General features: G+C 63.7%; 12 protein-coding genes and 1 tRNA gene. 5 read left to right on the forward strand and 8 right to left on the reverse strand.

Annotation, left to right across the window (positions count from 1 at the left end; genetic code table 11):
- Positions 1-4: 4 nt before the first annotated feature.
- From BP846_RS01005 to ppsA, 5 genes are read right to left on the reverse strand one after another with little or no spacing between them, the layout of a single operon-like run.
- Positions 5-616: an METTL5 family protein gene (locus BP846_RS01005; RefSeq protein ID WP_292392179.1), complete on the reverse strand. Its 612-nt coding sequence runs from the start codon at positions 614-616 to the stop codon at positions 5-7.
- Entirely contained in the window at positions 613-1,566 is a 954-nt protein-coding gene (dph2, locus tag BP846_RS01010) for a diphthamide biosynthesis enzyme Dph2 (protein ID WP_292392180.1), read from the reverse strand. Before dph2 ends, BP846_RS01005 begins: the two co-directional genes overlap by 4 nt.
- Complete coding sequence (gene hpt / locus BP846_RS01015) at positions 1,544-2,095, reverse strand: hypoxanthine/guanine phosphoribosyltransferase (protein ID WP_292392181.1); 552 nt, start codon at positions 2,093-2,095, stop codon at positions 1,544-1,546. Before hpt ends, dph2 begins: the two co-directional genes overlap by 23 nt.
- Positions 2,088-3,185, reverse strand: a complete 1,098-nt coding sequence (gene mfnA / locus BP846_RS01020) for a tyrosine decarboxylase MfnA (protein WP_292392190.1) — start codon at positions 3,183-3,185, stop codon at positions 2,088-2,090. The genes hpt and mfnA overlap by 8 nt, the downstream gene beginning before the upstream one ends.
- Positions 3,178-5,469 carry a phosphoenolpyruvate synthase gene (gene ppsA / locus BP846_RS01025; RefSeq protein WP_292392182.1) on the reverse strand — a complete coding sequence of 764 codons (2,292 nt, stop codon included), beginning with the start codon at positions 5,467-5,469 and terminating at the stop codon, positions 3,178-3,180. The genes mfnA and ppsA overlap by 8 nt, the downstream gene beginning before the upstream one ends.
- Before the next feature lie 95 nt (positions 5,470-5,564).
- Between ppsA and serA the strand changes: the two genes are divergently transcribed.
- The 3 genes from serA (at position 5,565) to BP846_RS01040 (ending at position 9,317) form a co-directional block, all read left to right on the forward strand.
- Complete coding sequence (gene serA / locus BP846_RS01030; protein ID WP_292392183.1) at positions 5,565-7,148, forward strand: phosphoglycerate dehydrogenase; 1,584 nt, start codon at positions 5,565-5,567, stop codon at positions 7,146-7,148.
- Positions 7,149-7,276: 128 nt separating this feature from the next.
- A tRNA-Val gene (locus BP846_RS01035) sits at positions 7,277-7,350 on the forward strand.
- 890 nt (positions 7,351-8,240) lie between these two features.
- Positions 8,241-9,317, forward strand: coding sequence for a Yip1 family protein (locus tag BP846_RS01040; protein ID WP_292392184.1), 1,077 nt, complete (start codon positions 8,241-8,243; stop codon positions 9,315-9,317).
- Positions 9,318-9,444: 127 nt separating this feature from the next.
- Here BP846_RS01040 and BP846_RS01045 read toward each other — a convergent pair whose 3' ends face one another.
- Both BP846_RS01045 and BP846_RS01050 read right to left on the reverse strand, forming a co-directional pair.
- Entirely contained in the window at positions 9,445-9,990 is a 546-nt protein-coding gene (locus tag BP846_RS01045; protein WP_292392185.1) for a DUF6448 family protein, read from the reverse strand.
- Between the two features lie 31 nt (positions 9,991-10,021).
- Positions 10,022-11,137 carry an acyltransferase gene (locus BP846_RS01050; protein WP_292392186.1) on the reverse strand — a complete coding sequence of 372 codons (1,116 nt, stop codon included), beginning with the start codon at positions 11,135-11,137 and terminating at the stop codon, positions 10,022-10,024.
- 194 nt (positions 11,138-11,331) lie between these two features.
- On the opposite strand from BP846_RS01050, the gene BP846_RS01055 reads away from it, so the two are divergent.
- Both BP846_RS01055 and BP846_RS01060 read left to right on the forward strand, forming a co-directional pair.
- Positions 11,332-11,781, forward strand: coding sequence for a PPC domain-containing DNA-binding protein (locus tag BP846_RS01055; RefSeq protein ID WP_292392187.1), 450 nt, complete (start codon positions 11,332-11,334; stop codon positions 11,779-11,781).
- Positions 11,778-13,607, forward strand: a complete 1,830-nt coding sequence (locus tag BP846_RS01060; RefSeq protein WP_292392188.1) for a YgiQ family radical SAM protein — start codon at positions 11,778-11,780, stop codon at positions 13,605-13,607. Before BP846_RS01055 ends, BP846_RS01060 begins: the two co-directional genes overlap by 4 nt.
- A gap of 312 nt (positions 13,608-13,919) precedes the next feature.
- On the opposite strand, the gene BP846_RS01065 is transcribed toward BP846_RS01060, so the two are convergent.
- The gene (locus tag BP846_RS01065; protein WP_292392189.1) at positions 13,920-14,201 is read right to left on the reverse strand and encodes an HNH endonuclease; all 282 of its coding nucleotides are present in this window, start codon (positions 14,199-14,201) and stop codon (positions 13,920-13,922) included.
- Positions 14,202-14,746 lie beyond the last annotated feature (545 nt).

Raw genomic sequence — 14,746 nt, forward strand, 5'->3', positions numbered from 1 at the left:
AGTATTAGATCCGCCCTAACCGTATGACCTCTACCGTAATATCCACTCGCTCCTTGCGATGATGCGCAAACGTCCGCTTGAGCGGGAATGCACACCGGATCACCTCGTCGATCGTCGCCCGGCCTTCGGTGTAGGCAGCCACGAACGGGGTCGAGCCTTCGTTGAAGATCCCATAGACCACGCCCGCGAGTTCGAGCGCCCGGTCGATGAACGGCCGATCGGCGTGCGCCTTCTGCGCCCCGAACGGCGGGTTCATAACGACGGTATCGCACGCGAGCCCCGCCCAGTCGACGTCGGGGCTCCGGACATCCGCGACGAGGAACTCCACGGTGACACCGAGCATTCCAGCGTTCCGCCGGGCGACGTCTATCGCGCCCGGATCGATATCTATACCGGTCACGGCGGAGGCACCGAGGAGAGCTGCACCACAGGCGAGGACCCCCGTCCCGCACCCGAGGTCGCAGACCCGGCGCCCCTCGATCGCCCCCTGCATGGCGGCGTGATGGAGGAGGCGGGCTGCCACCGGCGCCGGGGTCTGGTACTGCTCGAGGCGCGCCGTCGGCCGCTCAAAGCCCTCCAGGCGTTCGAGCCGCATCTCCAGGTGCCGGAGGTTCATGGGGAGAGGTACTCGTCTATCGTGTAGTCGTCCCAGGCCCGAGCCCCACAGAGGATCTCGAACTCCGGCGGCGTCAGCACCGGGACGGGGAACCGCATCTGGTCGTCGTAGGCGAGCCGGGGGCAGGCGGTGTTCACGTATGCCCCAAACCCGAGGTCGAGCAGCTCGCCGGGAGAGACCTCGCGCATCATCACAAGCACTGCGCGGTCGGAGAGGGCGACGAGCCGCCGGGCAAGGCCCAGCCGCTGCTGCCCGCTCTTCGTGCTGACGATGATCCCGAAACTTTCGGCACCCTGTGCCTTCTCCATCACCGCGGCGCGGCGGCGGACCAGGCGGGAAGCGTCCACCTCCTGCACTTCGCGGGTGTAGGGGTCGAGCGCCACCACCCGGGCCCCGGTGGCGAGCTGAATGCCGACAGGGTGGAAGACCCCGGTCCCGACGAAGAGGATCTCGTCCGCCCCCGTCGCCCGTGCGGCGGTGAAGTTGCACCCGAGTACCTGCCCGGGAAGCGGCGTGCGCCCGTCGCCGGGAGCGACGACCGCCTCGATGCCGTGCTCCCGGAGAAACGCCGTCATCGCATCGACCAGGTGGACGTGCTGGACCGTGGTGACGAGACCGATGCGGTGGGCGCGAAGCAGCGGCAGGGCCTCTGCGAGCACGCTCACATCGAAGTCGAAACGGACGGGCTCGTATATGACGTCCGGACGCTCCTCGACCGGCGCGTGGCCGAAGTGGACCAGGACGTCGGCGTATGCAAGGGCATCGAGCGCAAGGTCGCAGGCCCCGTAGCAGGGGTCGCCGCTGACGACCACAAGAAACCCTGCATCGCGGAGAGACGCGGCCACCTGCGGCGCCTGCCGCGCGAGCCCGGCGGGGAACTGGAGGGCGACGCTCCGCGCCCCGCGCTCGTGGAGCCGGCGGACGAGGTCAGAGACAGGTATCAACGACACGCACCCGGTCCTCGGAGACCTCGATCCTGACCAGGGTCTTGAGCGGTCGGCCGATATCCGCGTCGCCCCGGCCGATGACGACACATATGTCGGCGATCTCGGCACCTACCTGCTCGATCGCGCTGATGAGGGCGCGGAGTGTCCCCCCGGTGCTGCAGACATCGTCGATGATCACGACACGGTCGCCCGCACTGACACCGTTCAAGTAGAGTTCTCCCTTTGAGTAGCCCGTGGTCTGGTGCACCGCGACCTCGCCGGGGAGGCAGTAGGAGCGCTTCCTGACGACCACGAGCGGAATGTCGGTCATCATCGAGAAGGCGACGCCGATGTGGATACCCATCGCCTCGCAGACGACAATCTTATCGACGCCTTCAAGGTCAAGGTTCCGCACCATGGCACATCCGACCTCGCGGAGGAGCGCGGGCTCAACGAGCGGCACCCCATCGGTGATCGGGTGAATGAAGTAGTTGTACTCTCCCCGCTTCATGACCGGGGAGGCTTCCAGCGAATGTATCAGGCGTTCAAGCATTCGTATCACTCATATCTCCAAGAAACGCTTCTATCACATCGCGGGTGACGTGAGGCATACAGACGATCCGCATATGCCCGGCCCGGGTCTTCGAGACCCGCCAGCCGGCGGGCGGGTGGTCGCAGGAGAACGTTGCCACGTTGACGTCCGGGGTCACCGCTCTCGGGTAACCGAGCGTCTCCATCCCTTCGATGAGCCTTCGAGTGTTCTCCATGCACCCGGCGACCACCGCCCGCATGCCGTCCATTCCCAGGTACTCGAGGACCGCAACGGCGGCGGCCACCGATGCGCCGGGCCTGGTGCCGGCGAGGGTGCACTCCTGCTTCACCGTCAGGTACGGCGTATCGACGTTGAGGCATGAGAACCACCGCGGGTTCCGGACGAGGAGACACCCTGCCGGGATGGTGCTCATTCCCATCTTGTGGGGGTCGACGGAGATGGAGTCGACGCCGGGGAGCTGGAAGTCGAAGGCGGCCGGCCGGTCAAGGAATGGGACCACCATCCCGCCGAACGCAGCGTCGACGTGAAGGAAGGTATCCCGATCCTCGGCCAGATCGGAGAGGCAGGCGATGGGATCGACCACTCCATACTCGGTCGTCCCGACGATGCCGACGAGAGCGACCGTGTTTCTATCTATAAGACCTTCGAGCGTCTCCGTGTCTATCCGGAACTGATCGTCGAGCGGCGCAGTCCGCATCTCAAGCCCCAGGATGTCGCAGGCCTTCTGGAACGAGAAGTGGCTCGATGCCGGGACCACGACGTTCGGGGACGTCACCGGCTTTTGCTTCTTTGCTATCCGGAACGCCTGGATGTTGGACTCCGTCCCGCCGGAGGTCGCATACCCCCCGGCTCCCGGGTGGTGCATCAGCGCACCCAGCCTCTGGACGAGCAGTTCCTCAAGCGACGCGGTCCCGGGGAAGAGCCCGGGGTCTCCGAGGTTGGTCTCGAGGAACATGGCATGCGTCCGTGCCGCGACCGGATGCGGCGGCGTGCACATCGAACTTAATATATTCCGGTAGCCGAGGTCCTCTCGTCGCTTTGACGAGAGGAAGGAGAAGAGATCCTCCTCGGGGCATCCATGCTCACGCATTTCTTCTCGCCGCATCAAGGAGAATCTGCCGTTCCTTCCGGGCCACAGCCTCACGGATGCGGGGAACCGCATCGATGTTTGCGGAGACGCTGGTTATGCCGTGCCCGACGAGCCACGCCACCATATCGGGGTCGGAGCCGGCCTGGCCGCATATGGAGCACTCAACACCGTGTTCCCGGCAGGCTTTGATCGCGTAATCGATCAACCTGAGCACAGCAGGGTGCTCGGGCTCGTACATATCGGCGACATGCTCGTTGTTCCGGTCGATGGCGAGCGTGTACTGGATGAGGTCGTTCGTCCCAAACGAAGCGAACCGGATCCCGGCCTTGATGAAGTCCTCGATGAGGATGGCGCTGCTCGGGACCTCGACCATGACGCCGAGGGTCACGTTCTCCACGTCGACCCCCCAGCCTCTCATCATCGCCCGGGCCTGGATGAACTCGTTGGGGTGGTTAACCAGCGGGAACATAACACCGAGGTTGCTGTAGCCTGCGGCCCAGAGCCGCTTGAAGGCCTCTATCTGCATGCGGAACTGTTCAGGGCTCCGGAGGTCCCGGCGGATGCCGCGCCAGCCGAGCATCGGGTTGTGCTCGATCGGTTCCTCTTCGCCACCCTGCATGTTCCGGAACTCGTCGGTCGGAGCATCGAGCGTCCGGACCCAGACGGGCTTTCCCGGGAACGCATCGAGCACCGTCTTGATGCCGCTGTAGAGCTCGCCGATGAACTTCTCTTCCTCACCGTGCTCAACGTACCAGCCCGGAGTCTTGGCGAGGCCGAGGATCAGGTGCTCGATCCGGAGGAGGCCGACACCGTCCGCACCGGTGGCGGCGGCCCGCTTTGCGGCCTCGGGAAGGGACACGTTCACCTTGACGAGCGTGCCGGTGATCACCGGGGCGGGCGCCGCTGCAGCGACTGCTGCCGGTGCTGCCGGGGCCGGCGCCTCAACCGCTCCTTCGTAGATGGTGCCCTTCTCCCCGTCGACGGTGATGACCTGTCCGTCCCGGAGCAACTTCGTTGCTTTCTTGGTCCCGACAACCGCAGGCGTCCCGAGTTCGCGGCTCACGATGGCCGCGTGACAGGTCATGCCGCCTTCGTCGGTGACGATGGCGCTGACCCGCCGCATCGCAGGCACCATATCGGGGTTGGTCATCTTGGTGACCAGTATATCGCCGTCCTTGACGGCGCTCGTGTCCTTGACGTCCCGCACAATCACAACCCGGCCGCTCGCGACGCCGGGGGAAGCACCCTGGCCTTCCAGCAGCACCACGCCAAGCGCGCCTCCGGGCCGCTGTGCGGGTCCGGATCCGGCGCGGGGGATCTCCGGCCGCCGGATGGTCGTGATGGGCCGGGACTGGAGGATGAAGACGTCGTCCCCGACGATCGCCCACTCGATATCCTGCGGGACGTCGTAGTGTTCCTCTGCGATCTTGCCGAGCATGGCGAGGCGCGAAACTTCGGCATCGGAGAGGACCGGGGCGGTGCGCTGTTCGGAGGAGAGTTCGACAACTTTCGTCCCGTGCTCCCCCTCAGGCACGATCATGATCTCCTTCTCGGCGACCATGCGGTCGACGACCCGCTCGGAGCGCAGGTCAAAGACGTAGTTGTCAGGCGAGACGCTGCCTGAGACGACGGCTTCCCCGAGCCCCCAGGAGCCCTCGACGATCGTCAGGGGCTCGCCGGTGACCGGGTGGGAGGTGAACATGACACCGGACTTCTCCGACCGGATGAGTTCCTGCACGACGACGGCGATGTTCACGCTCCGGTCGTCGAACCCCTGCTTTGCCCGATAGTAGATGGCCCGCGCGCCATACAGCGAGGCCCAGCACCGCTGGACCGCATCAAGGAGGTCAACGTCACCGAGAATGTTGAGAAAAGTCTCCTGCTGGCCGGCGAAACTGGCTTCAGGCAGATCTTCAGCGGTTGCGCTCGATCGGACGGCGACGACTGTTCCGTTCGCCCCCATCCGGGCGTATGCGTCGGTGACGTCCTCCCTGATCTGATCCGGGATATCGACGCTCAGGACGAGGTCCTGCACTTCCCGGGAGACGGACTCCAGCGCTCCATTGTCTTCAACATCCAGGCGCTCCAGTCTGCGGAAGAGGGCATCTTCGATCCCGGTCTCAACGAGAAACCTGCGGAATGCCTGGGCGGTCACTACAAACGCCTTCGGCACAGGAAGGCCGATGGACGTCATCTCGCCGAGTGAGGCCCCCTTTCCACCTACGGAGATGATATCTTCCTTTTTTATTTCTTCGAGCCACAGAACGTTGGGCATTTCCTTCATGCTCGCACCACACATATACTTCTCACCATTCCATAAAAGATTTCGGAGGAAAAAGCATCAATACACATGATGTCGAATCAGATATGGGTTGAACTGTGAAATATAGAGTGCTGGTCAGCGACCCGCTGGCAGAGGAAGGAATTGACATCCTCAAAGAATTCAGCGACGTGGATGTCAGAACCGGGCTGACCGAGGATCAGCTTGTTGCTATTATCGGGGATTACGATGCCCTGCTGGTGCGCTCGGGCACCGAAGTGACGGCGCGTGTCATCGACGCGGGGGCGAAACTGAAGTTCATCGGCCGCGCCGGTGCCGGGGTCGACAATATCGATACCGAGGCGGCGACGCGCCGGGGCATCACCGTTGCCAATGCTCCGGAAGGAAATACCCTGGCGGCCACAGAGCATACGATGGCGATGATGCTCTCGCTCGCGCGCAATATTCCCCAGGCGACCGCATCGCTCAAGAAAGGTGAGTGGAAACGCTCCAGATTCATGGGAGTCGAACTCAACGACAAGGTCCTCGGCATCATGGGATTCGGGCGTATCGGGCGCGAGGTGGCGAAGCGTGCACAGGCGATGGAGATGAAGTGCATTGCCTACGACCCCTTCATCAGCAAGGAGCGGGCTGCAAACCTCGGTGTAGAGATGGTGCCGCTCGACGAACTCTTCAGGAGGGCGGATATCATTACGGTCCACACGCCGCTGATCAAGGAGACGCGCCACGTCATCAACGCAAAGTCTATCGCTACCATGAAGGACGGCGTCCGGCTGATCAACTGCGCCCGCGGCGGGATCATCGATGAGAAAGCGCTCGCGGACGGGATTGTGAGCGGCAAGATCGCCGGCGCGGCGCTGGACGTCTTTGAGACGGAACCGCCGACGGAATCCCCGATCCTCGATCTCGACCACGTGATCGTTACGCCGCACCTTGGGGCAAGCACGGTCGAGGCGCAGAAGAACGTCGCCACATCGGTGGCAAACCAGTGCCTCAGCGTGCTCGAGGGCGGTTCGGCGAAGTACGTGGTGAACGCGCCGATGGTCCCTGCGGAGCAGCAGGCGCTGGTTGAGCCCTACGTGATGCTCGCGCAGAAGATGGGCCGCCTCCTCATCCAGCTCATCGAGGGGCGCCTTGAGTCGATCGAGATCACCTACGGCGGTGAGGTCGCCCAGATGCCGAACACGAAGTTCATCACCCGCGTCATCCTGAAGGGTCTGCTGGACCCGATCCTGCAGATGCCGGTCAACATCGTGAACGCAGAGTTCGTCGCAAAGGAGCGCGGTATCCGGATGAGCGAGACCACCACCGAGGAGGCGCAGGGCTTCCGGAACATCATCAGCATCACCGCAAAGACCGATAAGATGACCGAGTCGGTGAGCGGCAGTGTCTCGGCCCCGAACCGCGCCCGGATCGTGAGCATCGGTGGGTATATGACCGACCTGACCCCGACCGGCCACGTGGTCATATCACGCCACACCGACAAGCCGGGCGTCATCGGGAAGGCCGCGACGATCCTCGGCCGGGTGAACGTGAACATCGCCGGGATGCAGGTAGGACGGCACAAGCCAGGCGAAGAGGCGCTGATGGTCCTCACCGTCGACTCCTCGGTGCCGGCCGATGCGATGGAAGAGATCAAAAAGATCGACGGCATCTACACGGCAAAGCATGCCGAGATCTGATCGGTCCCGGCCAATCACCCCTTTTTATACCGCGTGCCGGCCCCCGGCGGGGCGGAGGCGGCACGGGGCGGTTTATGGGGGAAGGGAATAATTTTATACCCGGAGCACCAACTTTACTAGGCAGGCACGGGCTCGTGGTCTAGCTGGTTATGACGTCGCCTTGACATGGCGGAGGTCTCGAGTTCGAATCTCGACGAGCCCATCACTGTTTTTGAAACGATTGATTTCTTGAAGGCTTTTCCAGGAGCAATATCGCTTGAAAAGGTCAATAAATCCGATAAATTCATCCTATCATCATATGAATAATCATGTCTTCTCCGGAGCATAATCTACGGTTCTCTGCTTTTTCACCGGGGTTTGCGACTGTTGCCCACACGCACATTTTCTGTACTTTCCGCACACCCCGTGCCGCACCCGTCGTCCGGAGCCGAGCGCAGGGCGTGATGGCGAGTGAACGATCGTCGTGCGCCCGCGAGGGGGGCCAGGGAAACACCCACATAATCACCGCCGACGACCCCGGCACTTCGACCCTCGCAGCCTTGCAGCAGGGTTACCGCAGATTTCCAGCACCGGCCGCGAGGCTCGAACGGCCGGAAGAGATGTCGGATCTGACAGTACCTGTACAGATAGAGAGATGCGCCTCTCTCAGTACTAAAGTACAGCAGAGCAGACACAGAGCCCGGGGGACCGGTCCGGGGGTGGGTGGGTGTGCGGGTGTATGCGAAACCCGGGATGCTGGAAACGACCCCTTGATCTCGCCGGATGTTCGTGGAAAGAAGGATCAAACGCCATGTTGCCTTCATTTGAGTGACGCTGTCTGCTGCGACGCGCTGAAAACAGGTGCGAAGGGAGGGGTGATGCTGCAAGAGTCTCTGCCGGGGGTCCTCGACCACCGGGAGTTCTCCCGGGTGAGGGGGAGATCGGCCGGTGCGACGCCTGCGGGATGGGGAAGACAGTCTACCCCGTGAACAAGACGACGGTACGGGATCTCACGACTACGGTCACCGGCGTACCGCCATTTTGTCCATATCAACCCAAAGGCAATCTCAGGAAAATCGGCAGACCTATTACCCTGACATCAAAGCTAAAATAATGTCATACTCATTCACCCAGAAGATATCAGGAATCTTTCTCAAACCGACGAACACGTTCCGGGATCTGGAGGAAGAGCGCCTGGGAACCGCGCTCTTCCATTTCCTTAAACTCTCGGTTCTCTTCTCCCTGCTCATGACCGTCACGCTTTACACCCTCCCGGGGATTCCGATAACGAAGAAGTGGTCGATGGCTTCCCAGGTCTTCCAGCCCCTTGACCTCTTTGCGGCCCTGCTCGTCGTGACCGTCGTAACGCCGCTAATTATCGGGGTATGGCTGCACGTATGGGTCTACCTGCTCGGGGGGCGCAGAGGAATCGGGCAGACCCTCAAGACGGCGATGTACTCCTACACCCCGTTCTTCATCATCACCTGGATCCCGATCATCGGCCTCTTCGGGGGGGCGGTATCGACGCTCTACCCTCAGACGGTCGGGATCCGGGAACTCCACCACATACCGTCCCGCAGGGCAGCCGGTGCCGTCTGCGCTGCAGCGTTCTTACCGGTCGTCGCACTCTTTGGGGTCATCGTCATGGCATTCGTTGCGCCCGTCCCGATGCTCTCCTTCCTTACAGCCAGTGTCGGGTCGCCGGCAACCCCCGACTGCCCCTACTTACTGGACGATGCGGATCTCCCCGGAAGCATCGTCCACTACGCCGCAGCCGAAGTCGAGAATGCGATCATCAGCAGGGACGCAAAAGAGTACGGCTGCCTGAAGGAGTATACGGCGACGTATGCCGAAGAGAAACCGTCTTCCGCCACATCCAGGCGGATCCAGCACTTCATCATGATCTTCCCCCCGGGCAATGCTTCGATGATGGTGCAGTCCGACGAGGCATTCTACCGGGGGCTGGTGCCGCCGCGAAACGCCGATGAACTGCCGGCCCCCGGTATCGGCGACCGCTGCATCAGTTACAGGGCACCGGGTCTGGGATCGAGTGCGAACGGGGCGTACGACAGTTACTGCATTATATTTGCGAAAGGCGACGTCTACGAGAAGTTCATCACCGTCGGGCCTTCCCCGGATTACGAACTCCTGAAGGATCTCGCCGGGCGTGCCGCGGCAAAGATCCCGTGACGCTTGCTCCGGACCAGGAGAACGCGGTGCATCTTGACTCGATTGCCGGCTCTCTCTCATTCGTAGAGCGACCGGGCGGGAATGTCACGGTACCGCATACACCGGTCCCCGGCTCCGGGCCCCCTTTTTAGGACGACCACTCCCTTCCAGTCCCATGGTGACCGTGACCGCTACCGAACGTCACCGACGTGTAGAGGTGATGAGCGTAAACAACGAAGTTGAGGAACGCCTGCACGTAAGCCCGCCCGGCTTCCACATCATCGACGCCGTACTGCTTCTTCGCCATGGCATCCCGGAACCGGTGCTCCAGATCCTCCTCAACCGTACGGAGGACAAACCCGATCACCTCGTGAGGATTGCCGGTCTCAATGGCCTTCTCTGCCCGGGAAATGACGGGACCTTCATCCAGTCCCGCCGGTCTCAACCCGGTAAACGAGGCGCCTTCCCCGGCCCGGTGCAGTCGCACGACGGTCTCAAAGAACCAGTCGTCCGCAAGGTCCTGCACTTCTTTGCCGTTCGCCCGCACCTTGAGCGTGCGATCGAATGCACGTCTCACCTCTTCTTCCGCCCCTTTCGGCACCCAGACGAGGACATAGTTCACGTTTTGTTCTTGAAGCGCCTGCTTCGCGGCCGTCACCACCGGCCCGTCCCGTGTATCGCAGTGTGGAGGCATCGCATCACCTGGGCTCGGCACCACTTGATACTTACCCCGGCCCCCGCCGCACCCGCGACTCCCCCACCAGGTACCCGGCGTACGGAATCCCCGATACCACCCGCACCACCCCGTAACTCACCACGGCCGTCGCGAGGAAGATCACCGGGTAGGTCAGCCAGTCCGCCCACGAAAACCCGGTGAGGGAGGCCCAGGCCGCCGCACAGGCGGCGATGACGAGGGGGTGAATAAGGTAAATCCCGAACGAATGCTCCCCAAAAGACCGGGAAGCCCCCGGAAGGCGGCCGCCGGCCTCCTCCAGCCGCCAGGCCACGAGGACGAGCGCGACGATGACCGGGACATAATAGAGCGGTTCGAGGATCCGGTAGACGCAGAAGACGGCGAGCGTTGCGCCGGAGAACCCGCCCGAAAGGAACACGGTCGCCGCCCACATGCCCCCAACGAGCAGGGCGCCCCCGCCGGCCGCGGCGACGACCCCTGCCGGGGAGAGGGACCGGAGCGCCGACCGGAACCGGTCGGTATGCCGGGCGATGTGGATCCCGAGCACGAAGTAGAAGAGGTGCGACGGGAAGAGGCGGATCAGCACCATATACCACTCCACGCCCGCAAACGCCCCGAGGGCATGGGCGCCCACGTTCCAGAGGACCTGGAAGAAGAGGAGGGCGAGGAGGAGAAAGAGCGCCGCACCGGCCCGGTCGAAGAGGTCGTAGCCTCTCGCGATCAGGGGGTAGAGGAGGTAGAGCTGGATGATCACCACAAAGAACCAGAGGTGGTAGGCGGCGGTCCCCATGAGGAGGGCGCCCGCCACTGCGTCGAGAGCGGGCACGCCGGCAAGCCCTATCGCCCCCTCCACGACGACTAAGAGGTAGAGGGCGGAAAAGAAGAGGTACGGGGGGAGGACCGTCCGGGCCCGGCGCCGGTAGTAAGCCGGGACCGAATACGCGCCCGAATACCGGAGCGCGAGCACCCACCCGGATATGAAGATGAAGACCGGCACAGCGAAGTGGGCGGTGATGTAGATGAAGACGTCGAGGAGGGCAAGCGGATTCACCACGGGGATCCGGGTGAAGTTCATGGATATGTGGACGGCGATGACGGCGAGGACGGCAAACCCCCGCAGATACTCGATCTCCCTGATCCAGACCACCGCAGCCACACCTCTCCGATCGCTCACCCGGCCCCGGCAAGCACTACAGCGTTGCGAGGCCGGCGTATATGAAACCCCTGCCCAACGGTGCCGCCCGCACCGGCCGCCGGGAGCAGCCGGAGAGGCACCGGGAGGGGGGGGGCCGGTCAAGCACTATAATACCAGAAGACACCACCTATCAGGAGAGGAAGTCCATGCAGTACTCGGAAGGACAGGTCGGCAGGGTCTTTACGGTCAGGATCGACGACGGGGAGGATTTCATCAGGGAGATCCGGCGTTTTGTAACGGCGATGAACATCTCAAGCGGCATGATCCACTTCCTCGGCGCCACGAGGTCGGCAAAGATCGTGACGGGCCCGAAGGAACTGACCGTGCCGCCGTCCCCACGGGGCGAAGAGATCTTCGGGGGCTGGGAACTCCTCGGGTTTGCGACGATCTACCCGGGAGAGGAGGGGCCATCCATCCATATCCACACAGCGGCGGGGAAGGGAATACGGTCGCTCGCCGGGTGCCTCCGGGAGAAGGCCGAAGTCTACATAGTCGTCGAGGCGATCATCACGGAGTTCGTCGGCGTCTCCGCAAAACGGACCCTGGATGAAAAGACCGGCGTCGACCTGCCGGTCTTCGACCGGATACTGCCATGATCGCCCAGCCTGAGTTCCTCCCCATGACGGTTGCGGAGGCCGAGCGTCTCGGCATCGACCGGTTCGACATCGTCCTGATCACCGGCGACGCCTACGTCGACCACCCCTCCTTCGGGACCGCGCTGCTCGGCAGAACTCTCTGGGACGCCGGGTATTCGGTCGGTGTCATCGCCCAGCCCAACTGGCGAGACGACGCCGACTTCCGGCGCCTGGGCACGCCCCGGCTCTTCTTCTCGGTCTCGGCCGGGAACGTCGACTCACTGGTGAACGCCTTTACGCCGAACCTGAAGCGCCGGAGTTCGGACGTCTACTCGCCCGGGGGCCAGCTTCTCCGGCCCGACCGGGCAACCCTCGTCTACACCGACCGGGTCCACGCTCTCTTCCCGGCAACACCGGTCGTCATCGGCGGGATCGAGGCGAGCCTCCGCCGCTTCGCCCACTACGACTACTGGTCAGACTTGGTCCGGCAATCCATCCTCGCCGACGCCCCGGCCGACCTCCTCGTCTTCGGCATGGGCGAGCGGCAGGTGATCACGATCGCGGACCGGCTTGCTGCCGGTGAAGCAGCCGGGTCCCTCACCGATATCCCCGGCACCGCCCATCGGCTCGACCTGAAGACCTGGCGAAGCATGGACCACGCCGGCTACGTGGTGCTTCCCGGTTATGCGGAGGTGAAGGAGGACCGCTACGCCTACGCCAGGGCATTCGCACAGCACTACCGGGAGCAGGACCCACTGCGGGGCCGCCCCGTGGCCCAGCCGCACCCAAAGACAGTAATTATCCAGAACCCGCCGGCGATGCCGCTCTCCGGCCCGGAACTCGACCACATTTACGAACTCCCCTACGCGCGGAGGGCCCACCCCTCCTACACCGAACCCATCCCGGCCCTCGAACCGGTCAGGTTCTCGGTCGTCAGCCATAGGGGGTGTTTTGGCTCCTGCTCGTTCTGCGCCCTCACCCACCACCAGGGGAGGATCATCCAGAGCCGGAGCGTCGACTCGATCGTCCGGGAGGTGGAGCGGATGGCAGCGATGCCGGAGTTTACGGGCGTCGTCCAGGATGTCGGCGGGCCGACGGCAAACATGTACGCCATCCACTGCGGCCGGTGGGAGACCGCGGGCACCTGCCCCGACCGCCGCTGTATCGACTGCCCCACACTCGACCGCAGCCACGCCGAGCAACTCCGCCTGCTCCGGCGCCTTCAGGAGATACCGGGGGTGAAACGTGTCTTCATCGCGTCGGGCATCCGCTACGACCTGATCCCCCCGGAGGACCGGGAATACCTCGCCCGCGTCTGCGAAGACCACGTCTCCGGGCACCTCAAGGTCGCCCCCGAGCATGTCTCGCCGCGGGTCTCTGCCTGCATGGGAAAACCCCCCCGCGAGATCTTCGACGCATTCAGGGAGCGGTTCGAGGTCCTCCAGGAAGGAAAGAAGAAGCGGCAGTACCTCGTCCCCTACTTCATGTCCGGCCATCCCGGGTGCCGGATCACTGATATGGTCGAACTCGCCGAGTACGTCCGGGACACCGATCTCTACACCGAACAGGTTCAGGACTTCACGCCGACGCCGATGAGTATCTCAACGACCATTTACCACACGGGGCTCGACCCCTTCACCCTCAAGGAGGTCTACGTCCCGAAAGGCCGGGAGAAACGGGTCCAGCGTGCCCTCATGCACTACCGGGACCCGGAGAACTACGCCCTCGTCTGTGAGGGGCTCCGTGCGGCCGGGAGGGAGGACCTCATCGGGAATGCGTGGAGGTGTCTCGTCCCGGCGCGAAGAGGCGCTGTGTCACCGGCGAGGAGAAAGGGCCGGAGGCCGTAAGGTCGCGGGTTGCCCCCGAGGATCGAGCCGGCGGCGAACCCGGCAGCCGCCGCAAGAACCTTATTCGGTATCCGGGGGATGACGAGCATCGTCACCGCGAGCGTGACCGCAACGTTGGGTATCGTCCCGGGAGTGACGGCGGCATCAAGCATCCGCATCGCACCGGAGCGCCAGCCCCGGGGAAGGGGCGGCGCGGGCAGCGTGAACCTCTCCGCCGCATCGCTCGCCGCCCTCATAACCGTCGATCGCCACTCATCTCTCCGTGGTGCTACACTCCGTCTGCAGAGCATGACCGCCGGTAGGTCCCGGGCACTACTTATTTCTATGGCTGGCAGAGCCTGCGATCCGCCCCCGGATCCGGCGCATGAAGTTCCGGTGGCAGAAAGGGCAGAGGGCCTCAAGGTTCCCGGCGACAGGGGCACCGCCGCAGATAATCGGCTTCCGGAGATCGAAGTGCGTGGAGCCGGCAGTGAGCGGGGCGTTGCACCCGGCGCACCGGTGCCACTGCCGCTCGATGACGGCAGACCGGGCCTCATCCGTTATGTATGCATCCCCGACAGGCAGCGGTGCCTGTATTCTGTGCTCAGCGGTCACGCGGAGTGGATACTCATCCCGGATGATAAACCTTTTGACAGGAGGGGCGGCAGAAAGCCGGACTACGAGGCCCCGGGAAACGGTGACGCCGGCAATCCAGGGGGAGGACGAAGAACCCGGGAGGTTGTGGGGATCCCCGGTAGTGCTCCAGCATATACCTGATAATTGATCTCAGAGGATCCGACCGAATTACGTTGCGCACCAACCCTCGCTCATGACAAACAATAACCTGGGGAGAAGATTTTCATTATCGGGCTCTGGTGAAGCCCTATTCTGGCTGTCATTCTTCCCTGACGAGATTGGTACCGGACCTGGCCTGAAGTTCGACCTTTTTCTTCTCAAGCATGTCCTCATGCCGTGGACCGCGGTGGCTATCGCCATAGGGGTGGGGCTGACGGGGAGGGGTCTCCCCCTCCCCTGTCTTGCGCAAGGATCCGCACACCCATCACCCCCCCCCCCCCCGCCCCCCGCCCCCCCCCCCCCCCCCCCCCCCGGGGGGGGGGCGGGGCGGAGCGGGGGGGGGGGCGGCGGGGGGGGGGCCCCGG

The sequence above is a fragment of the Methanoculleus sp. UBA303 genome, from assembly GCA_002501655.1.
Taxonomy (GTDB): Archaea; Halobacteriota; Methanomicrobia; order Methanomicrobiales; family Methanoculleaceae; genus Methanoculleus.